The sequence below is a fragment of the Pseudomonas sp. HOU2 genome (assembly GCF_040729435.1).
In the GTDB taxonomy this organism is placed as follows: Bacteria; Pseudomonadota; Gammaproteobacteria; order Pseudomonadales; family Pseudomonadaceae; genus Aquipseudomonas.
Genome location: NZ_CP160398.1, coordinates 1,556,950 through 1,576,288, shown reverse-complemented (window position 1 = coordinate 1,576,288; position 19,339 = coordinate 1,556,950). Strand labels below are relative to the sequence as shown.

Genomic DNA, 19,339 nt, shown 5'->3' with positions numbered 1-19,339 from the left:
AGAGGGAAGTGTTTGAAAGTTGAAACAAATCTTTTCCAAACTAACACCACGAAGGTGTTGAAGGGGAGTCCCTGAAGTGGGATCCGTCGCACAGAAATGCAAAAGCGGCGCACAAACGAAAAAGGCCCGATCGGCGTTCAACCGATCGGGCCTTTGCTTTGAACGCGGTTTTTACATCGACAACACCAGCCTGCCGGCGAACAGAATCAGGATCACACCCATGCTGCGCTCGAACCAATGGCCCATGCGCATGAACAGGGTCCGCACCCGGCTGCTGGAAAAAAACAGCGCGACGATCACGAACCACAGCGCATTGACGAAGCACATCCAGACACCGTACAGCGCCTGGATATTCAGCGGGGTGCTGGCGCTGATGATCGTGGTGAAGATCGCCAGGAAGAACAGCGTGGCTTTGGGGTTGGTGGCATTGGTCAGAAAACCGGTGCTGAACGCCTTGAACAGCGACTGCTCGACCAGCGGTTCGTCAGCGCTTTTTTCGCCCTCGAGCGTGGTCTTCGGTTTACTGCGGATCAGGCTGATGCCGAGGTAAAAGATGTATGCGCCACCGATCACCTTGGCCACCGTCAGCAACCACGGCGTGGTGTGCATCAGGGCGCCAACCCCGAGCAAAGTGTAGAGAACGTGCACGGAAATGCCGGCGCCGATGCCCAGTGCGGTGCAGATGCCTACCAGTCGGCCGAAGCGCACGCTCTGGCGAATGGTCACGGCGAAGTCCGGGCCGGGAGCGACCACGGCCAGAAAGTGAATGGTGGCCAGCGCCAGAAACTCGCCCAGGTAGTTCGATAACATCTCAGCTCCAGAAGGTCAGGGGTGAAGCATTGCCGCGATAGCCGACAAAGAACGAAAGGCTCAGTCGCGGATCCGTTACGCCCGGGGTCACCGAGTGCATGCAGCGCGAATTGAACATGATGAAATCTCCCGGCTGCGGCCGCACTTCCAGGGTCGGTGGGCCGAGCAGCGCCGGGTCGATGCCGTAACTGTCGCCACGCATCTGGTCGAACTGATCCGGGGTGATGTCGTCGTCCCACATCTGCAGTGCGCCGCCCTCGGTCGGCATGTTCAGGTACACGTTGCAGGCGAATTGCGCTTCCAGGCTGCGGGCCTGAAAGCTGTCCGGGGCGTCCTTGGCGAAAATGTCGTGGTGGGCGAGGAAGCACACGCCGGGTTTGACCACCCGCGACAGGCCGACATACATCTTGCGCCCATAGAGGTTTTCCAGATGTGCGCCGGCCGGCCATGATTCGTCGAGCATGCAGCGCAGAGTGTCGACCGGCGAGGAGTAGGGCGCACAGCGCTCGCGCAATTCGGCGATGTTGCGGGTGGCGCGTTCGAAGTAGTCCTCGATCAGCAACGGCTGGTTTTCCGCCTCGTAAAACGCCATGCCGATGCGGCCGATGCTCGGCGCATTGATGTAGCCCTCGAAGCCCGGAGCAAGAATCTTGTCGCCAATCTCGATCGCCAGCGGCTCGGGCAAGAAGCCTTTGACGCGGATGGCGAGGACTTCTTCGTTGGCCAGTTTTTTTATGCACGTCTCATCGAGACGCTCGACGTCTAGCATCATTGTTTTTAGGTCCATCTATCGATAGTCAACGGAACCGGCGAGTGCGGTTCCCCGGCGTCGAACGCTGCGCGGAGCAGCATCCGAGATGCTTAATCCACGCTGTAGTGGACGGATAACATGCCTTTCTTCTGCGAAAGCGAGGCGATCGTGACTGTGCCCAAATCCTTCAGGCTGCGTACATGGGTGCCACCGCAGCCATAGGCCGGCAGCTCGCCGAAGCCGATTTCCCGCGCGCCTTCGCGCAGCGAGGTCAGGCGCGGCAGATCGTGTTCGATCCACTGACTGATACCGTGTTGAACGGTTGGCGCGTCGACTTCCTGAGCGGCATCGCCCGGCTTGAATTGCACCCGGCCCTCGTCCGGCCAGTGGTGCGCCTTGATCGGCGTCCAGCCCATGGCCTGCAGGAAATGCCCGATCAGGTGCCCGGCCGAATGCATGCGGGTGTTGTAGCGGCGACGTTGTTCATCCACGTGAATACAGGTCATGCCGGGTTTTACCGGGCGATCGACGTAATGCACGATCCGGTCAGGTTCCTGCACCACGCGCAGCACCTGGCTTTCGCCAATCATGCCGGTGTCACAAGGCTGACCACCGCCTTGCGGATGAAACAGCGTGGCGCGCAGCACCACGGCAAATTCGTTCTCGTGGGGCGTGCAGTCGAGGACTTCCACATTAGCCTTGAGGTCATCACTATGGAAAAAGAGGCGAAGCGTCATATTCCATGCCCTTATTAAAGTGTCTGTTTTTATTATATGAATCGTGCAATAACGTGATAATCCGTTCAAACATCAAAGGACTTGTGCGCTGTGAGCATCAATCTTCCGCTGCCACTGCTTGGTGAAATGGCGATCTTCGTCAAGGTCGTGGAGACCGGCAGTTTTTCCGAGGCGGCCCGCCAACTGGGCTCGTCGCCGTCGGCGATCAGTCGCAGCATTTCCCGCCTGGAAAAGGCCTTGGCCACGCGTTTGCTGCAGCGCACTACGCGCAAACTGCGCCTGAGTGACGGGGGCGAGGAAGTGTTCAAGCGCTGTCAGGAGATGGTCAGCGCCGCCAAATCGGTGATGGAGATCAGCGGGCAGTTCACCCACGAAGCGGAAGGGCGGGTGCGGGTCAGTGTGCCGAAAGCGGTCGGGCGTTTCGTGATTCATCCGCACATGCCTGAGTTTCTGCGGCGTTATCCGAAAGTCGATGTCGAGTTGCTGCTGGAAGACCGCCAGGTTGATCTGATCGATGATCATGTCGACCTGGCGATTCGTATTACTGACCGTCCGCCGGCCGGGCTGGTTGGACGGCAGTTGCTGACCATCGACCATTTGCTCTGCGCCACCCCGCAATACCTGGCCGAACACGGCACGCCGACGCATCCGCATGACCTGCTCGATCACAGCTGCATCTATCTGGGGGAAACCCCGAGCGATGCACGCTGGAAATTCAAGAAGGGCAGTAAAGCGGTGACCGTCGGCGTACGTGGCCGCTATGCCGCCAACCATACCGGCGTGCGGCTCGGGGCAGTGTTGCAGCACATTGGTATTGGCAGCCTGCCGTATTTCACCGCGCGCTATGCGCTGGAGCAGAAGTTGATTGTGCAGGTGTTGCCGGAGTGGACGTTCCTCGCTTCCTACCACGGTGGTCTGTGGTTACTGCATTCGCCCACGCGCTACCTGCCGCCAAAGCTGCGGGTATTCATCGATTATCTGGTGGAGTGTCTGGAGAAGGAGCCGACGTTGAGCAAGCCGGGGAAGGCGGGGGCGCCGAACAATCTGGCGCTGGCGTATGAATTGCCGGAGAGCGAGGGGCTACTTTAAAAGCAAAAGATCGTCCGAACGCGGCCCGAGCCTTCGGCAGCTCCTACAGGGATTAGGTGGATTCCCTGTAGGAGCTGTCGCAGGCTGCGATCTTTTGATCTTCAAACCATTAAATCAGTGCTTGCTGTCCTGGGCAGACATCGCCAGCAGCTGTTTTTCCTGATTCCAGTCGAACGGTTCATCGTTCTGTTCGGCTTCGTAGCGACGTTCTTCCAGTGCCTGATACAGGTCGATTTCTTCATCGGACAGGTAATGCAGGCAGTCGCCAGCGAAGAACCACAGCAGATCCCGCGGAATCAGGTGGGCAATTTGCGGATAACGGGTAATTACTTGGGTCAGGATGTCCTGGCCCAGGTACTGGCTTTCGATCGGATCGATCGGCAGGGACGCCAGCAGTTCGTCAAAGCGCTCCAGGAACAAGGCATGGCTTTCTTCGGGAACCTGTTCGGCCTCACCTACGGCGACCAGGATACTGCGCAGGTGGTCGAGCAAAACCAGATGATCGGCAACGACGTTGGACACGAGATAAGTCCTCAAGAGCAAAACGGGCGCGGGAGTATAAAGCTGTCGCGCCCGTTTTTCACAAATAAACAGCTACACGGTCGTCAGCATCAGCGGACTTTGCCCTCAGCCTGCTTCAGTTCTTCCTTGTCGAAATCATCGACGTCGATCACCTTGCGGCGTGCCGCTTCGGCGTCGCGCAGGGTCTGCGCTTCCGCCGCTTGCAACACCCCGGCCTCCAGTGCGGCGTCGATGGCGTGTTCGCCGGCGACCGGTTTGACCTGACCGCTTTTCAGCGCCGTGTGCAGTTTCTTGTGCAGCGGTTGTGCGGCATTCAGCAGATCGCTGGCGTGTTGCAGGGCACCAACGGCATCGTCGGCGGACTGCGGGCGATAGCAGCCGGCGAGCAGTTCTTCGAGGGTCGGATCGCCTTTGGCCCGGCCGATCACTGCGGCGACTTCGGCACCGAGCTTGTCCGATGGGCCTTTGTGGCGACGGCCGAACGGGAACACGATCACCCGCAGCAGGCAGCCAAACACTTTGTTCGGGAAGTTGCTCAGCAGTTCATCCAGTGCCCGTTCCGACTGGCCGAGGCTTTCTTCCATGGCCCAGCAGAACAGCGGCTCCATATGCGCCGGCGAATCCAGGTCGTGATAACGCTTGAGCGCAGCGGAGGCCAGATACAGGTTGCTCAGCACATCACCGAGGCGGGCCGAGAGGCGTTCGCGGCGCTTCAGTTCGCCACCCAGCAACATCATGCTGAAGTCGGCGAGCATGGCAAATGCCGCTGCCTGCCGATTGAGTGCGCGGAAGTAGCCCTGACTGATCCTGTCTCCGGGCGCATGTTCGAAGTGGCCCAGGCCCAGGTTCAGCACCAGGGTGCTGGCGGCATTGCTGACGGCAAAACCGATGTGTTTGAGCAGCAGGCCATCGAATTCTTTCAGTGCCTGTTCCTTGTCTTCACGGCCGGCGAGGGCCATTTCCTTGAGGACGAACGGATGGCAGCGAATGGCGCCCTGACCGAAGATCATCAGGTTGCGCGAGAGGATGTTCGCGCCTTCCACGGTGATGAAGATCGGCGCGCCATTCCAGCTGCGCCCGAGGTAATTGTTCGGCCCCATGATGATCGCCTTGCCGCCGTGTACATCCATGGCGTGGGTGATGCACTCGCGGCCGCGTTCGGTCAGGTGATACTTGAGGATCGCCGACAGCACCGACGGTTTCTCGCCCAGATCCACCGCGTTGGCGGTGAGCATGCGCGCGGCGTCCATCATCCAGGCGTTGCCGCCGATGCGTGCCATGGCTTCCTGAATGCCTTCGAAGGCCGACAGCGGGACGTTGAACTGCTCACGAATCTGCGCGTACTGACCGGTCACGAGACTGGTGAATTTGGCCGCGCCAGTGCCGACTGCCGGCAGCGAAATCGAACGCCCGACCGACAGGCAGTTCATCAGCATCATCCAGCCCTTGCCGAGCATGTCCTGGCCGCCGATGAGGTAGTCCAGCGGGATGAACACGTCTTTGCCGGAGTTCGGGCCGTTCATGAACGCGGCACCCAGTGGCAGGTGACGACGACCGATTTCCACGCCCGGTGTATCGGTGGGGATCAGTGCCAGGCTGATGCCGAGATCTTCCTTGTCGCCCAGCAGATGTTCCGGATCGTAGGCCTTGAAGGCCAGACCGAGCAGGGTCGCGACCGGGCCGAGGGTGATGTAGCGTTTTTCCCAGTTCAGGCGCAGACCGATGACTTCCTCGCCTTCCCATTCACCTTTGCAGATGATCCCGGTGTCCGGCATGGCGCCGGCATCGGAGCCGGCCAGCGGGCCGGTGAGGGCGAAACACGGAATGTCATCACCACGGGCCAGTCGCGGCAGGTAGTGATTGCGTTGCTCGTCGGTGCCGTAATGCAGCAGCAGTTCGGCCGGGCCGAGGGAGTTGGGCACCATCACCGTGGAAGCAAGGTCGCCACTGCGGGTCGCGAGTTTCATCGCCACTTGCGAGTGGGCGTAGGCGGAAAAGCCCTTGCCGCCGAATTCCTTGGGAATGATCAGGGCGAAGAAGCCGTGTTCCTTGATGTGGCTCCAGGCTTCGGGCGGCAGGTCCATCGACTGGCCGATCTGCCAGTCAGTGACCATCGCGCAGAGCTCTTCGGTCGGGCCGTCGATGAACGCCTGTTCCTCTTCGCTCAGTTGCGCCTTGGGATAGGACAGCAGTTTGTCCCAGTCGGGGCGGCCGCTGAACAGCTCGCCGTCCCACCACACGGTGCCGGCATCGATCGCGTCGCGTTCGGTCTGCGACATCGGCGGCAGGGTTTTCTGGAACCAGTTGAACAGCGGCGCGGTGAAGTGTTTGCGGCGCAGGTCAGGCAGCAGCAACGGCGCGGCAACCGCCGCAAGCACCACCCACAACACCAGCAGCAACCAGCCCGGGGCATGGCTGAAAATACCCATCGCCAGCAGGAAAATGGCGACGATACCCAACGCGGGCAGGGGGGCGATGCGGCGGTGGGCGAGGTACGCCACACCGACGATCAGAACCAGTATCCACAACAACAGCATATGTAATCCTCCGTGAACCAAGGCAAATCGACCCTCCAGAGCTTAGACGGCATCTGTAAAACCGGGTGGTCAGAACCTGGTGATTGAACTCGTGGGAAACCCCGGATGGTTTTCGTAGGTTCGGTGGGCAACACCCGTGGGAAATCGTTCGCCGTTCCCGCGTCTTCGCGTGCATGTTTGGCCGAAACGTCGTTATCTCTGTGCTTGAGCTGTCGCTAGACTCGGGGCTCACCCAGGAGAACATCGTCATGCGCGAGTATCTGAGCCCCGGCCGCTTCATCGATAGTGACCACCCGGCGGTGGTGGAGTTCGCCGAACAACACCGCGGTGCCAGCCGCGACCCGCTCGCGCAGGCGATCAGTCTCTATTACGCCGTGCGCGAAGCGGTGCGCTACAACCCGTATACCTTCAGCCTCGACCCGCGGACCCTGTGCGGCAGTCATGCGCTGGCGGCCGGGGAAAGTTATTGCGTGCCCAAGGCCACATTGCTGGCCGGGTGCGCACGGCATTGCGGCATTCCCGCACGCATCGGTCTGGCCGACGTCAAGAATCACCTGTCGACCCCGCGTTTGCTGGAGTTGTTGCGCAGCGATGTGTTCGCCATGCACGGTTACACCGAACTGTTCCTCAACGAGCGCTGGGTCAAAGCCACGCCGGCCTTCAATCAGAAACTCTGCGAGCTGTTCAACGTCGCACCATTGGACTTTGACGGGATCAATGACAGCGTTTTCCATCCGTACAACCGTGACGGCGCGCTGTTGATGGAGTATCTGGTCGATCACGGCCAGTTCGCCGATGTGCCGGAACAGTTCTTCTTCGAACACCTGGAAAAGTGCTACCCGCATCTGTTCGGCGAGCATCAGGCGAAGGTGCTGGGTGATATGCAGAGTGATTTGAGTCGGGTCTGATCCGGCGTATGCTGCCTGCCCACTCACTTGAAAAGAGGCGGTCATGCTGAAGATCTGGGGACGGAAAAACTCATCGAATGTCAGGAAGCCACTGTGGGCCGCCGAGGAACTGGGCCTGGGCTACGAGGCGATTGACGCCGGTGGCGCCTTCGGTGTGGTCGACACGCCTGAATACCGGGCGATGAACCCGAACGGCCGGGTGCCGGTCATCGAAGATGACGGCTTCGTGCTGTGGGAATCGAATGCCATCGTGCGATACCTGCTGGCCAGGCATGCACCGAACAGCGCCTGGTATCCGGCAGACCTGCAAGCCCGGGCCATCGCGGACAAGTGGATGGACTGGACCACCTCGAGTTTTGCCGGACCATTTCGCACCGTGTTCTGGGGAGTACTGCGCACGCCAGCGGATCAGCAGGACTGGCCGGCAATCAACGCCGCGATCAAGGAGTGCACGGCGCTGCTGGCCATGGCCGATCAGGCCCTTGCCAGCCAGCCATACCTGTCCGGCAGCGAAATCGGCATGGGCGATATTCCGCTGGGCAGTTTCATTTATGCCTGGTTCGAGATGCCGATCGAACGCGCCGCGCAGCCGCATCTGCAGGCTTGGTACGCACGGCTGAAGCAGCGTCCGGCCTATCAGAAAGCAGTCATGACCGCGTTGACTTGATAATAACTATCGACACTCTTGACTGTACTTGTGTGGCGGCGGCAAGCACCATTGCGCTCATGCGCCGTGGTTGTTTTGTTCGCCGCCCGGCCCAATCTTTCCTTTTCTTCCCTTCTTGGTGCGTAAATCCGATATGAGTTCCGCTCTGTCCATCCGGCAGCTAACCAAAACCTACGGCAACGGGTTCCAGGCCTTGAGTGGTATCGATCTGGACGTCGCCGAAGGTGACTTTTTCGCCTTGCTCGGCCCCAACGGCGCCGGCAAATCCACGACCATCGGCATTCTCTCGACCCTGGTCAACAAGACCAGCGGCACGGTGAATATCTTCGGTCATGACCTGGACAAGAACCCTGCCGCGCTCAAGCGCTCGATCGGCGTGGTGCCCCAGGAATTCAACTTCAACCAGTTCGAAAAAACTTTCGACATCGTCGTGACCCAGGCCGGTTACTACGGCATCCCGGCGAAGATCGCCAAGGAACGCGCCGAGCAGTACCTGACCCAGCTCGGCCTGTGGGACAAGCGCGATGTGCCGTCGCGTTCGCTGTCCGGCGGCATGAAACGGCGTCTGATGATTGCCCGCGCCCTGGTGCATGAACCGCGGCTGCTGATCCTCGATGAGCCGACCGCTGGCGTCGACATCGAACTGCGTCGCTCGATGTGGACGTTCCTCACCGAGCTGAACCAGAAAGGCATCACCATCATTCTCACCACGCACTACCTGGAAGAGGCCGAGCAGTTGTGCCGCAACATCGGCATCATCGACCACGGCACCATCGTCGAGAACACCAGCATGAAACAGCTGCTGGGCCAGTTGCACGTCGAAACCTTCCTGCTCGACCTGAAAAACGACTTGCACGCCGCGCCGCAATTGCTCGGCTATCCCGCCCGGTTGCTCGACGGCCATACCCTGGAAGTCCAGGTCGACAAATCCATGGGCATCACCGCGCTGTTCACTCAATTGGCGCAGCAGAACATCGAAGTGCTGAGCCTGCGTAACAAAACCAATCGCCTCGAGGAGCTGTTCGTGTCCCTGGTGGAGAAAAATCTGTCGAAGGTGGCGGTATGAGTTCCGAGTTCCGCCCCAACCTCGTCGCTCTCCAGACCATCGTTTATCGCGAGGTCAAACGCTTCACGCGGATCTGGCCGCAGACCCTGCTGCCGCCGGCGATCACCATGGTTCTGTACTTCGTGATTTTCGGTAACCTGATCGGCAAGCAGATTGGCGGCATGGGTGGCTTCAGTTACATGGAGTACATCGTGCCGGGGCTGATCATGATGTCGGTGATCACCAACTCCTACGGTAACGTGGTCTCGAGTTTCTTTGGCAGCAAGTTTCAGCGTTCCATTGAGGAGCTGATGGTCTCGCCGGTGTCGCCGCACACCATCCTGATCGGCTTCACCATTGGCGGCGTGCTGCGCGGTTTGATGGTCGGGGTCATCGTGACCATTCTGTCGTTGTTCTTCACCCATCTGCAGGTGCATCACCTCGGCGTGACCTTGCTGGTGGTGATCCTGACCGCGACCATCTTCTCACTGCTGGGCTTCATCAACGCGGTGTTTGCGCGCAACTTCGATGACATCTCGATCATCCCGACGTTTGTGCTGACGCCGCTGACTTACCTCGGTGGCGTGTTTTACTCGATCACCTTGCTGCCGCCGTTCTGGCAGACCGTGTCGCTGGCCAACCCGGTGCTGCATATGGTCAATGCCTTCCGTTACGGCATTCTCGGGGTGTCGGATATCCGCATCGGCATCGCGATCACCTTCATGCTGGTGGCGACCGTGGTGCTGTACCTCGGTTGTGCGCGGTTGCTGGTGAGTGGGCGCGGGATGCGGACCTGATCCGAAACCGCGTCGCTGCCATCGCGAGCAGGCTCACTCCTACAGAAGGGCGTGTTCCTATGTAGGAGTGAGCCTGCTCGCGATGGGGCCTATTCAGACGCTACAAAAAAAACGGCCTCCCACTGCGGAGGCCGTTTTGCATTCAAGATTTGCGGCTTTTCTTGCGCCGCGCCCATTGCCGCGCCACCCACCAACGCCAGTACAGCATGACCGTGAAGTAGGCGAGGATGCCGAGTAGCAGCCCGCATACCACCGACCCGAGCAAAAACGGCTGCCACATGGTCGACAACTCTCCACTGATCCATTCCCAGGTCAACGAATCGGGCAGGGTGCGGGCGGGCACATTCATCAACCAGGCCCCGGTCTGGTAAGTGCAGAAAAACACCGCCGGCATGGTGATCGGGTTGGTCAGCCAGACCAGGCTGACGGCAATCGGCATGTTGCCGCGCACGGTGATCGCCAGTGCCGCCGCCACCAGCATCTGCGCCGGAATCGGCAGGAACGCGGCGAACAGGCCGACGGCCATCGCCCGGGCCACCGAGTGACGATTGAGGTGCCAGAGGTTCGGGTCATGCAGCAACTTGCCGAGAAAGCGTAAGGATTTGTGTTCCCTGATGCTCGTCGGATCGGGCATGTAACGTTTGAATAAGCGCCGGGGCATAAGGCTTCTCGGTCGGTTAAGGCGGCAAGTATGTCTGGATTCTACGAAGCGCCCATTCAGACTTTGTGACAATTGTTGACGACGACCCAGCTACGTACCCGCTAAGCCTAATGCAGGAACTCTCAAGGACGGGCTTATGCGCACAGGGATGATGGCGCTGGCAGTCGGTCTGCTGGTTCCGGTTTTTTTGCCGGTTTTACCGCCGGTCGGGTTGATGATGTTGTTGCCGTTGGTGGGACTGATGTTGCTGCCGTTTCGCAGCTATCCCCTGGCGTTTCTGCTGTTCGGTTTCACCTGGGCGTGCGTCAGTGCGCAATGGGCGCTGAATGATCGCCTGCCCGCAGCGCTCGACGGCGAAACCCGTTGGGTCGAAGGGCGGGTGATCGGCTTGCCGCAAACCAGCGAGGGCGTGGTGCGTTTCGAGCTGGCCGATGCCCGCTCGCGTCACGAGAAGCTGCCGTCGTTGCTGCGTCTGGCGTGGTACGGCGGGCCGCCGCTCAACAGCGGCGAGCGCTGGCGCCTGGCGGTGAAGCTCAGGCGCCCCGGTGGTTTGCTCAATCCCGACGCCTTCGATTACGAAGCCTGGCTGTTGGCGCAACGCATCGGCGCAACGGGCACGATCAAGGACGGTCAGCGCCTGGCCGAGGCCAGTTGGGCATGGCGCGACAGCATTCGGCAGCGCTTGCTTGAAGTGGACGGGCAGGGCCGGGGCGGTGCATTGGCGGCGCTGGTGCTCGGTGACGGCTCCGGGCTCAGTCGCGAGGACTGGCAGATCCTGCAGGACACCGGCACCGTGCATCTGCTGGTGATTTCCGGCCAACACATCGGGATGTTGGCGGCGGTGATATATCTGCTTGTCGCCGGGCTGGCGCGTTTAGGACTGTGGCCGCTGCGTTGGCCCTGGCTGCCTTGGGCCTGTGGGCTGGCGTTTGCCGCCGCGCTTGGTTACGGCTTGCTCGCCGGGTTTGATGTGCCGGTGCAACGGGCCTGCGTGATGGTCGGGCTGGTGTTGTTGTGGCGCCTGCGCTTTCGCCATCTCGGCGCGTGGTGGCCGCTGTTGTTGGCATTCGATGCGTTGCTGTTGCTCGACCCGTTAGCCAGTCTGCGCCCCGGTTTGTGGTTGTCGTTCGCCGCGGTGGGGATTTTGATTTTCACCTTCGGCGGGCGGCTCGGCGCGTGGAAATGGTGGCAGACCTGGACCCGCGCGCAATGGCTGATTGCGCTGGGTCTGTGCCCGGTGTTGTTGACACTGAACCTGCCGATCAGCCTCAGCGGGCCATTGGCGAATCTGCTGGCGGTGCCGTGGGTCAGTCTGCTGGTGCTGCCACCGGCGCTGCTCGGCACGCTGTTGTTGCCGGTGCCTTACGTCGGTGCAGGCTTGTTGTGGCTGGCCGGTGGTTTGATCGACTGGCTGTTTCGCGGCTTGTCGCTGATCGCCGGGGCCTGGCCGGCGTGGATCTCGCCGTCGCTGCCGTGGTGGGTTTTGCTGCTTGGCAGTCTCGGTGCCTTGTTGTTGCTGTTGCCGCGCGGCGTGCCATTGCGACCGTTGGGCTGGCCGTTGCTGTTGATTCTGCTGGCGCCGCCGCGCGAGCGGGTGGCCGAGGGCCTGGCCGACATCTGGCAGCTCGATGTCGGTCAGGGTTTGGCGATCCTGATCCGCACGCGTCATCACACCTTGCTCTACGACGCCGGTCCACGCTTTGGCGATTTCGATCTGGGGGAGCGGGTGGTGCTGCCGGCGCTGCACAAACTGGGGGTCGAGCGCATTGATTTGATGCTGCTCAGTCATGCCGACGCCGACCATGCCGGTGGTGCGCTGGCGGTATCGCGGGGCCTGAAAGTGACGCGGGTGATCAGCGGCGATCCGCCGGGGCTGCCCGCCATCCTGCGGGCCGAAGCCTGTGAAACCGGGCGCCAATGGCAGTGGGACGGCGTCAGTTTTCAGCTGTGGCAATGGTCGGCGGCCCATGACAGCAATCAGCGCTCCTGCGTGTTGCAGATCGAGGCCAATGGCGAGCGCCTGCTGCTGACCGGTGATATCGACACGGCTGCCGAACGGGTTCTGCTGGAGAGTCCGTTGGCGCTGCCGACGCACTGGCTGCAAGCGCCGCATCATGGCAGTCGTAGTTCTTCTTCGATGGCTTTGCTGCGGGCATTACGCCCGCATTCGGTGCTGATCTCCCGGGGGCAGGGCAATTCGTTCGGTCATCCACACCCGCTGGTGCTCGCGCGTTACCGCCAGCAAGGGTTGCGCATCTATGACAGCGCGCAGCACGGCGCCATCCATCTGCGTCTGGGCAGCTTCCAGGCGCCGTGGCTGATGCGTCAACAACGGCGTTTCTGGCGCTGAAACACCATTGATCGCAGGATCGCCGAATGCGGCATCAGGTCGTCGGGGCAGCGGGTCTTAATCGCCAACCGGTATGGTAAAGTGGCGCACTTTTTCGAGGGGACTGTCACTGTGTGGGAATTGGTCAAATCCGGCGGCTGGATGATGTTGCCGATCATTCTGAGTTCCATCGCGGCGATGGCGATTGTCGCCGAGCGCCTGTGGACCCTGCGCGCCAGCCGCGTCACCCCCGAGCATCTGCTGGGTCAGGTCTGGGTCTGGATCAAGGACAAGCAGCTCAATAAAGAAAAGCTCAAGGAATTGCGCGCCAACTCGCCGCTGGGTGAAATCCTCGCTGCGGGCCTGGCCAACTCCAAGCATGGTCGCGAGATCATGAAGGAATGCATCGAAGAAGCCGCCGCGCGGGTGATTCACGAGCTCGAACGCTACGTCAACGCGCTGGGCACGATTGCCGCCATGTCGCCGTTGCTGGGCCTGTTGGGCACGGTACTGGGCATGATCGACATTTTCAGCGCCTTCACCGGTTCCGGCATGACCACCAACGCCTCGGTACTGGCCGGCGGTATTTCCAAGGCACTGATCACCACGGCGGCAGGCCTGATGGTCGGTATTCCGTCGGTGTTCTTCCACCGTTTCCTGCAACGCCGCATCGATGAGCTGGTGGTGGGCATGGAGCAGGAAGCGATCAAACTGGTCGAAGTGGTGCAAGGCGACCGTGACGTCGATCTGGCCGGGGACAAAGCGTGAAATTCCGTCGCAAGCCCCGGGAAACGATCGACATCAACCTCGCGTCGCTGATCGACGTGGTGTTCATCCTGTTGCTGTTTTTCGTCGTGACCACCACCTTCACCCGCGAGACCCAGTTGCGCGTCGATCTGCCGGAATCGGTCAGCGGTTCGCCCGCTGAAGACCAGCAGCTCAAGCAGCTGGACGTCGCGATCAGCGCCGAAGGCGTGTTCTCGGTGAACAACAGGATTCTGCCGAAAAACGACCTGGCAACATTGATGGAAGCCATGCAGAAAGAAGCCAACGGTGACACCAACATGCCGTTGTCGATCAGCGCCGATGGCAAGACCCAGCACCAATCAGTGATCACCGCCATGGACGCGGCCGGCAAGCTCGGTTTCAGCCATCTGCGCATGACCACGGTCGAGGCGGCGCCCAAATCCTGATGAGCCTGTCCGATCGTTTGCTCGCCGCGTGGTATCAGGGGCATCCGGCCCTGACGCTGCTGCGGCCGCTGGAAATGCTCTATCGCCGCGTGGTGGTCAACAAGCGTCAGCGCTTTCTCGACGGCGAAGGCCAGATCTACCAGCCACCGGTGCCGTTGATCGTGGTCGGCAACATCACGGTGGGTGGCACTGGCAAGACACCTATGATTTTGTGGCTGATCGAGCATTGCCGACGCGCCGGTCTGCGGGTTGGCGTGGTCAGTCGCGGTTACGGCGCCAAACCACCGCAACTGCCTTGGCGGGTCACCGCCGAGCAGAGCGCCGACATCGCCGGCGATGAACCGCTGCTGATCGTGCAGCGCACCGGCGTACCGTTGATGATCGACCCTGATCGCAGCGCGGCGGTCAAAGCCTTGCTCGCCAGTGAACCACTGGATCTGATCCTCTCCGATGATGGCATGCAGCATTACCGTCTGGCCCGGGATCTGGAGCTGGTGCTGATCGACGCCGCCCGTGGTTTGGGCAACAAGCGCTGCCTGCCGGCCGGTCCGTTGCGCGAGCCGATCGAGCGCCTGCAAAGCGTCGATGGCGTGCTGTTCAACGGTGCCACTGCAGATCGTGAAGACGGCTTCGCCTTTCACCTGCAGCCGACCGCACTGGTCAATCTGCGCAGCGGCGAGCGCCAGCCGCTCGGGCATTTTCCTGCCGGTCAATCGGTGCACGCGGTGGCCGGGATCGGCAATCCGCAACGTTTCTTCAATACCCTCGAAGCGCTAGACTGGCGCGCAGTCCCCCATGCGTTTGCCGACCACGCCGAATACAGCGTGCAGGCCTTGAATTTCACACCGTCATTGCCGTTGGTGATGACCGAAAAGGACGCGGTGAAGTGCCGTGCCTTCGCAGCAGACGACTGGTGGTACCTGGCGGTCGATGCCGTGCCGTCACCGGCCTTCGTGGCCTGGTTCGACACCCAGTTGATGCGCCTGTTGCCCGATCGTCTTTTGCCTTAACTCTTTATCCAGGGAATGTTCATGGACACCAAATTGCTCGACATCCTCGCGTGCCCGATCTGCAAAGGCCCGCTCAAGCTCAGCGCCGACAAGACCGAACTGATCAGCAAGGGCGCCGGCCTGGCCTATCCGATCCGCGACGGCATCCCGGTGATGCTCGAAAGCGAAGCGCGCACCCTGACCACTGACGAGCGTCTGGATAAATGACCACTGCTTTCACCGTTGTCATCCCGTCGCGTTACGCCTCGACGCGCCTGCCGGGCAAACCGCTGCTGGACATCGCCGGCAAGCCGATGATTCAGCATGTCTGGGAACAGGCGAGCAAAAGCAGCGCCAGCCGTGTGGTGGTCGCGACCGACGATGCGCGCATCGTCGAGGCCTGCAAGGCGTTCGGCGCGGAAGTGGTGCTGACCCGTGAAGACCACAATTCCGGCACCGATCGTCTGGCGGAAGTCGCCGCCAAACTGGGCCTAGCACCGGACGCGATCGTGGTCAACGTACAGGGTGATGAGCCGCTGATCCCGCCAAGTGTGATCGATCAGGTCGCGGCCAATCTTGCGGCCCACACCGAAGCGCGCATGGCCACCCTGGCCGAGCCGATCGAAGACGTCGAAACCCTGTTCAACCCGAACGTGGTCAAGGTCGTCAGCGATCTCAATGGTCTGGCGCTGACCTTCAGCCGCGCGGCCTTGCCGTGGGCCCGCGATGCCTTCGCCAAGAGCCGCGAGCAGTTACCGGAAGGCGTGCCGTATCGTCGCCACATCGGCATTTATGCCTACCGTGCCGGGTTCCTTCAGGACTTCGTGAGCTGGGGCCCGTGCTGGCTGGAAAACACGGAATCCCTCGAACAACTGCGTGCCCTGTGGCACGGCGTGCGGATTCATGTCGCCGATGCGTTGATCGCGCCGCCAACCGGCGTCGACACCGTTGAAGACCTCGAGCGCGTTCGTCGCCTGCTGGAGGCCTGATGCGCGTTCTGTTCGTGTGCCTGGGCAACATCTGCCGTTCGCCCACCGCTGAAGGCGTGTTGCGTCACAAACTGCGTGCAGCCGGGCTGGCGGATCAGGTCGATGTGGCCTCCGCCGGCACCGGTGACTGGCACGTCGGCAACCCGCCGGACAAGCGCAGCCAGGCCGCAGCCAAACTGCGTGGTTATGACCTGTCGGCGCAACGCGCGCAGCAGGTCAGCCGTGCCGATTTCGCCAGTTACGACCTGATTCTGGCCATGGACAACAGCAACCTGCGTAACCTCAAGGCTCTGCAGCCGTCCACTGGCAAGGCCGAGCTGGACCTGTTCCTGCGCCGTTATGCCGGTGTGGTCGATGAAGTGCCGGATCCGTACTACGACGGCGATCAGGGTTTCGAGCAGGTACTGGACCTGATCGAGGCAGCGTGTGACCAACTGTTGATCGAAGTGAAGGGCCGGTTATGAGTTTGCAGCTTCAATCACAGGTTTCGCTGAAACCGTTCAACAGTTTTGGCGTGGATGTGCGCGCGCAGTTGTTCGCCGAGGCCCACAGCGACGCCGACGTGCGCGAAGCCTTGGCCTATGCGGCTGCCCATGACGTGCCATTGCTGGTGATCGGCGGCGGCAGCAACCTGCTGCTGACTGCTGATATCCCCGCGCTGGTGCTGCGTATGGCCAGCCGTGGCATTCGGCTGATCAGCGACGACGGCAACCGCGTGGTGATCGAGGCTGAAGCCGGTGAGCCATGGCACCCGTTCGTGCAGCACACGCTGGCGCAGGGTTTTTCCGGTCTGGAAAACCTCAGCCTGATCCCCGGTACTGTTGGCGCGGCGCCGATGCAGAACATCGGCGCCTACGGCGTCGAGATCAAGGATGTGTTTGCCGGCCTCACCGCACTGGATCGCGAGACCGGCGAACTGCGCGACTTCAGCCTGGAAGAATGCAAGTTCGCCTACCGCGACAGCCTGTTCAAGCAGCAGCCGGGGCGTTGGCTGATCCTGCGGGTGCGCTTCAAGCTCGATCGTGTCGCGCACCTGCATCTGGAGTACGGCCCGGTGCGTCAACGCCTGACCGAGCAGGGCATCGAGCAACCGACGCCCACCGACGTCAGCCGTGCGATCTGCAGCATCCGCAGCGAAAAACTGCCGGACCCGGCGGTGCTCGGCAATGCCGGCAGTTTCTTCAAGAATCCTCTGGTATCAGCGGCGCTGGTCGAGCAGATCAAGGCGCAGCACCCGGAACTGGTGGCCTATGCGCAGCCGGACGGGCAGATGAAACTGGCTGCCGGCTGGCTGATCGAGCGCGCTGGCTGGAAAGGTTTTCGCGAGGCCGATGCCGGCGTGCACAAGTTGCAGGCGCTGGTGCTGGTCAACTACGGCGCGGCCACCGGCCTGCAATTGCTGGATCTGGCGCAACGCATCCAGAAAGACATTGCCGAACGTTTCAATGTCGAACTGGAAATGGAGCCCAACCGCTATTGAGGCTACGCTTTCAAGCAGCACCCAGAGCCCTGCACGAATGGAAAGTGCAGGGCTTTTTTGTTGGTCGCAGGGTTGACGTAAACTGCCGGCCATAGCCGAAACCCTCTGCGGATGAACCCATGATTACCCTGAAATTTCAGGTCTGGCACTCTCAACAGCGGATATCCGCCTGATGGACAGCGCCGATCTCAACGTCCTGCGCAGCGTGCTCGAATGGCGCCGCGCCGGGCAGCGGGTGGTGCTGTTCAGTGTGGTGCAGACCTGGGGCACCGCGCCCCGGGCGCCGGGAGCGATGCTCGCGTTGCGCGAGGATGGCGTGGTGATCGGCTCGGTGTCGGGCGGTTGTGTCGAGGATGACTTGATCGCCCGCCTGCACGACGGGCGCATCACCAGCGACGGCCCGCCGGTGCAGCTGATTACCTATGGCGTCACCCGCGAGGAGGCGGCGCGGTTCGGCTTGCCCTGTGGCGGCACGCTGCGCCTGACCGAAGAGCGGGTCGCTGATCCGGCGTGGGTCGCCGAATTGCTCGCCCGCTGTGAAGCCCATGAGATTGTCGCTCGCGAGCTGAACATCGAAACCGGTGAGGTGGTGTTGTCGGCGGCGAGCAAGTCCGATGCGCTGGCATTCGATGGCAAGATCCTGCGCGCCATTTATGGCCCGCGCTGGCGTCTGCTGTTGATCGGCGCCGGACAGCTGTCACGGTATGTGGCTGATATGGCCCGGCTGCTGGATTTCGAAGTGCTGATCTGCGATCCGCGCACCGAGTTCGCCTACGGCTGGGAGGAACACCATGGGCGTTTCGTTTCCGGCATGCCGGACGATGCGGTGCTGAGCATTCAGACGGACGAACGCACGGCCATCGTCGCGCTGACCCACGATCCCCGTCTGGATGATATGGCGTTGCTCACCGCGCTCGATTCGCCGGCGTTCTATGTCGGCGCACTGGGTTCGCGGGTCAACAGCCAGAAGCGCCGGGACAATCTGGCTCAGCTAGGCTTGTCAGAATCAGCCATTGCGCGATTGCACGGGCCGATCGGTCTGCACATCGGCAGCCATTCACCGGCGGAGATTGCCCTGTCGTTGTTGGCGGAGATTGTGGCGATCAAAAACGGCGTCGAGTTGAAACAGAAGAAAATTGTGGAGGGCACATGAGTCGATCCATCGCAGTGATTGTGCTGGCGGCGGGCGAGGGCAGTCGTTTTCGTGAAGTTGCCGGTGCCGACAAGGACAAGCTGCTGGCCGATTGCACCGGACGCGACGGTGCGGTGCGTTCGGTGATCGAGCAGGTGTTGCTGAATCTGCCGGCCGGTCTCGACAAACGGGTGCTGGTGACCACAGAAGCGCGACCGCAGGCCATGCGCATGGCGCAGGCTTATGGCTGCGATGTGGTCTCGATTGAATCGACCGGGATGGGTGACAGCATTGCGGCGGGTGTTGCGGCTTGTCCGGATGCAGACGGCTGGTTGATTGTGCTGGGCGATATGCCTTTTATCCTGCCGTCGAGTATTGAGCGGGTGGCGGCGGCGATTTCCGAGGATGCGGTGAGTGTGCCGGTGCAGGAGGGCGAGTTTGGGCATCCGGTGGGGTTCGGGCGTTCGTACGGGTCGGGGTTGCAGGCGTTGAGTGGCGATCGCGGGGCCAGACCGTTGTTCAAGCAGGGACGGGTGGTTGAAGTGGTAGTGGATGATCCTGGGGTGTTGTGGGATATCGATGTGCCTGAGGCGTTGGTGTTTAAATAAAAGCCAGATCAAAAGATCGCAGCCTTCGGCAGCTCCTACAGGGACTGCGATCTTTTGATCTTTTGAACGGCATAAAAAGCCCCGCCAGGTTTTCA

The 19,339-nt window shown here is 61.3% G+C and carries 21 protein-coding genes; 15 read left to right on the top strand and 6 right to left on the bottom strand.

Annotated elements, in window-relative coordinates; all coding sequences use genetic code 11:
• Window positions 1–171: 171 nt before the first annotated feature.
• From ABV589_RS07030 to ABV589_RS07020, 3 genes are all read right to left on the bottom strand, one after another.
• Window positions 172–810, bottom strand: a complete 639-nt coding sequence (locus tag ABV589_RS07030) for a LysE family translocator (RefSeq protein ID WP_096797798.1) — start codon at window positions 808–810, stop codon at window positions 172–174.
• 1 nt (window position 811) lies between these two features.
• Complete coding sequence (locus ABV589_RS07025; RefSeq protein WP_007967561.1) at window positions 812–1,582, bottom strand: 2OG-Fe(II) oxygenase; 771 nt, start codon at window positions 1,580–1,582, stop codon at window positions 812–814.
• A gap of 89 nt (window positions 1,583–1,671) precedes the next feature.
• Window positions 1,672–2,298 carry an alanyl-tRNA editing protein gene (locus ABV589_RS07020; protein WP_367085381.1) on the bottom strand — a complete coding sequence of 209 codons (627 nt, stop codon included), beginning with the start codon at window positions 2,296–2,298 and terminating at the stop codon, window positions 1,672–1,674.
• 90 nt (window positions 2,299–2,388) lie between these two features.
• On the opposite strand from ABV589_RS07020, the gene ABV589_RS07015 reads away from it, so the two are divergent.
• On the top strand, window positions 2,389–3,387 hold the full coding sequence (locus tag ABV589_RS07015; protein ID WP_367085380.1) for a LysR family transcriptional regulator: 999 nt from the start codon (window positions 2,389–2,391) through the stop codon (window positions 3,385–3,387).
• A 114-nt stretch (window positions 3,388–3,501) separates the two neighbouring features.
• Here the strand turns inward: ABV589_RS07015 and ABV589_RS07010 are convergent, their stop codons facing one another.
• Window positions 3,502–3,909, bottom strand: a complete 408-nt coding sequence (locus ABV589_RS07010; RefSeq protein WP_007967565.1) for a PA2817 family protein — start codon at window positions 3,907–3,909, stop codon at window positions 3,502–3,504.
• A gap of 89 nt (window positions 3,910–3,998) precedes the next feature.
• On the bottom strand, window positions 3,999–6,446 hold the full coding sequence (locus ABV589_RS07005; RefSeq protein ID WP_367085379.1) for an acyl-CoA dehydrogenase: 2,448 nt from the start codon (window positions 6,444–6,446) through the stop codon (window positions 3,999–4,001).
• A 248-nt stretch (window positions 6,447–6,694) separates the two neighbouring features.
• Here ABV589_RS07005 and ABV589_RS07000 point away from each other — a divergent pair, with 248 nt between their 5' ends.
• From ABV589_RS07000 to ABV589_RS06985, 4 genes are all read left to right on the top strand, one after another.
• Window positions 6,695–7,354 (top strand): transglutaminase family protein, encoded by a 660-nt coding sequence (locus ABV589_RS07000; RefSeq protein WP_367085378.1) that lies wholly within the window; start codon window positions 6,695–6,697, stop codon window positions 7,352–7,354.
• A 43-nt stretch (window positions 7,355–7,397) separates the two neighbouring features.
• On the top strand, window positions 7,398–8,021 hold the full coding sequence (locus tag ABV589_RS06995; protein WP_367085377.1) for a glutathione S-transferase: 624 nt from the start codon (window positions 7,398–7,400) through the stop codon (window positions 8,019–8,021).
• Between the two features lie 133 nt (window positions 8,022–8,154).
• Complete coding sequence (locus ABV589_RS06990) at window positions 8,155–9,087, top strand: ABC transporter ATP-binding protein (protein WP_007967569.1); 933 nt, start codon at window positions 8,155–8,157, stop codon at window positions 9,085–9,087.
• Entirely contained in the window at window positions 9,084–9,863 is a 780-nt protein-coding gene (locus tag ABV589_RS06985) for an ABC transporter permease (protein ID WP_098965044.1), read from the top strand. Before ABV589_RS06990 ends, ABV589_RS06985 begins: the two co-directional genes overlap by 4 nt.
• A gap of 142 nt (window positions 9,864–10,005) precedes the next feature.
• On the opposite strand, the gene ABV589_RS06980 is transcribed toward ABV589_RS06985, so the two are convergent.
• Window positions 10,006–10,524: a DUF2062 domain-containing protein gene (locus ABV589_RS06980; protein ID WP_258675646.1), complete on the bottom strand. Its 519-nt coding sequence runs from the start codon at window positions 10,522–10,524 to the stop codon at window positions 10,006–10,008.
• Window positions 10,525–10,660: 136 nt separating this feature from the next.
• Between ABV589_RS06980 and ABV589_RS06975 the strand changes: the two genes are divergently transcribed.
• The 10 genes from ABV589_RS06975 (at window position 10,661) to ABV589_RS06930 (ending at window position 19,244) form a co-directional block, all read left to right on the top strand.
• Window positions 10,661–12,874, top strand: a complete 2,214-nt coding sequence (locus ABV589_RS06975; RefSeq protein WP_367085376.1) for a DNA internalization-related competence protein ComEC/Rec2 — start codon at window positions 10,661–10,663, stop codon at window positions 12,872–12,874.
• Window positions 12,875–12,985: 111 nt separating this feature from the next.
• Entirely contained in the window at window positions 12,986–13,621 is a 636-nt protein-coding gene (locus tag ABV589_RS06970) for a MotA/TolQ/ExbB proton channel family protein (protein WP_003227083.1), read from the top strand.
• Window positions 13,618–14,046 (top strand): biopolymer transporter ExbD, encoded by a 429-nt coding sequence (locus ABV589_RS06965; RefSeq protein WP_025112998.1) that lies wholly within the window; start codon window positions 13,618–13,620, stop codon window positions 14,044–14,046. The genes ABV589_RS06970 and ABV589_RS06965 overlap by 4 nt, the downstream gene beginning before the upstream one ends.
• Window positions 14,046–15,056: a tetraacyldisaccharide 4'-kinase gene (gene lpxK / locus ABV589_RS06960; protein ID WP_367085375.1), complete on the top strand. Its 1,011-nt coding sequence runs from the start codon at window positions 14,046–14,048 to the stop codon at window positions 15,054–15,056. The genes ABV589_RS06965 and lpxK overlap by 1 nt, the downstream gene beginning before the upstream one ends.
• Before the next feature lie 21 nt (window positions 15,057–15,077).
• Complete coding sequence (locus ABV589_RS06955; protein ID WP_003174668.1) at window positions 15,078–15,263, top strand: Trm112 family protein; 186 nt, start codon at window positions 15,078–15,080, stop codon at window positions 15,261–15,263.
• Window positions 15,260–16,024, top strand: coding sequence for a 3-deoxy-manno-octulosonate cytidylyltransferase (gene kdsB / locus ABV589_RS06950; RefSeq protein WP_367085374.1), 765 nt, complete (start codon window positions 15,260–15,262; stop codon window positions 16,022–16,024). Before ABV589_RS06955 ends, kdsB begins: the two co-directional genes overlap by 4 nt.
• Entirely contained in the window at window positions 16,024–16,488 is a 465-nt protein-coding gene (locus ABV589_RS06945; RefSeq protein WP_367085373.1) for a low molecular weight protein-tyrosine-phosphatase, read from the top strand. The genes kdsB and ABV589_RS06945 overlap by 1 nt, the downstream gene beginning before the upstream one ends.
• The gene (murB, locus tag ABV589_RS06940; protein ID WP_367085372.1) at window positions 16,485–17,504 is read left to right on the top strand and encodes a UDP-N-acetylmuramate dehydrogenase; all 1,020 of its coding nucleotides are present in this window, start codon (window positions 16,485–16,487) and stop codon (window positions 17,502–17,504) included. Before ABV589_RS06945 ends, murB begins: the two co-directional genes overlap by 4 nt.
• Window positions 17,505–17,676: 172 nt before the next feature.
• Window positions 17,677–18,657, top strand: a complete 981-nt coding sequence (locus ABV589_RS06935) for an XdhC family protein (RefSeq protein WP_367085371.1) — start codon at window positions 17,677–17,679, stop codon at window positions 18,655–18,657.
• Window positions 18,654–19,244: a nucleotidyltransferase family protein gene (locus ABV589_RS06930; RefSeq protein WP_367085370.1), complete on the top strand. Its 591-nt coding sequence runs from the start codon at window positions 18,654–18,656 to the stop codon at window positions 19,242–19,244. The genes ABV589_RS06935 and ABV589_RS06930 overlap by 4 nt, the downstream gene beginning before the upstream one ends.
• Window positions 19,245–19,339: the final 95 nt, after the last annotated feature.

What these genes read in the sequence shown, in the direction of transcription:
- ABV589_RS07030 (WP_096797798.1), bottom strand. Translation starts at nt 810, where the DNA reads ATGTTATCGAACTACCTGGGCGAGTTTCTGGCGCTGGCCACCATTCAC.
- ABV589_RS07025 (WP_007967561.1), bottom strand. Translation starts at nt 1,582, where the DNA reads ATGATGCTAGACGTCGAGCGTCTCGATGAGACGTGCATAAAAAAACTG.
- ABV589_RS07020 (WP_367085381.1), bottom strand. Translation starts at nt 2,298, where the DNA reads ATGACGCTTCGCCTCTTTTTCCATAGTGATGACCTCAAGGCTAATGTG.
- ABV589_RS07005 (WP_367085379.1), bottom strand. Translation starts at nt 6,446, where the DNA reads ATGCTGTTGTTGTGGATACTGGTTCTGATCGTCGGTGTGGCGTACCTC.
- ABV589_RS07000 (WP_367085378.1), top strand. Translation starts at nt 6,695, where the DNA reads ATGCGCGAGTATCTGAGCCCCGGCCGCTTCATCGATAGTGACCACCCG.
- ABV589_RS06995 (WP_367085377.1), top strand. Translation starts at nt 7,398, where the DNA reads ATGCTGAAGATCTGGGGACGGAAAAACTCATCGAATGTCAGGAAGCCA.
- ABV589_RS06990 (WP_007967569.1), top strand. Translation starts at nt 8,155, where the DNA reads ATGAGTTCCGCTCTGTCCATCCGGCAGCTAACCAAAACCTACGGCAAC.
- ABV589_RS06985 (WP_098965044.1), top strand. Translation starts at nt 9,084, where the DNA reads ATGAGTTCCGAGTTCCGCCCCAACCTCGTCGCTCTCCAGACCATCGTT.
- ABV589_RS06980 (WP_258675646.1), bottom strand. Translation starts at nt 10,524, where the DNA reads ATGCCCCGGCGCTTATTCAAACGTTACATGCCCGATCCGACGAGCATC.
- ABV589_RS06975 (WP_367085376.1), top strand. Translation starts at nt 10,661, where the DNA reads ATGCGCACAGGGATGATGGCGCTGGCAGTCGGTCTGCTGGTTCCGGTT.
- lpxK (WP_367085375.1), top strand. Translation starts at nt 14,046, where the DNA reads ATGAGCCTGTCCGATCGTTTGCTCGCCGCGTGGTATCAGGGGCATCCG.
- ABV589_RS06955 (WP_003174668.1), top strand. Translation starts at nt 15,078, where the DNA reads ATGGACACCAAATTGCTCGACATCCTCGCGTGCCCGATCTGCAAAGGC.
- kdsB (WP_367085374.1), top strand. Translation starts at nt 15,260, where the DNA reads ATGACCACTGCTTTCACCGTTGTCATCCCGTCGCGTTACGCCTCGACG.
- ABV589_RS06945 (WP_367085373.1), top strand. Translation starts at nt 16,024, where the DNA reads ATGCGCGTTCTGTTCGTGTGCCTGGGCAACATCTGCCGTTCGCCCACC.
- murB (WP_367085372.1), top strand. Translation starts at nt 16,485, where the DNA reads ATGAGTTTGCAGCTTCAATCACAGGTTTCGCTGAAACCGTTCAACAGT.
- ABV589_RS06935 (WP_367085371.1), top strand. Translation starts at nt 17,677, where the DNA reads ATGGACAGCGCCGATCTCAACGTCCTGCGCAGCGTGCTCGAATGGCGC.
- ABV589_RS06930 (WP_367085370.1), top strand. Translation starts at nt 18,654, where the DNA reads ATGAGTCGATCCATCGCAGTGATTGTGCTGGCGGCGGGCGAGGGCAGT.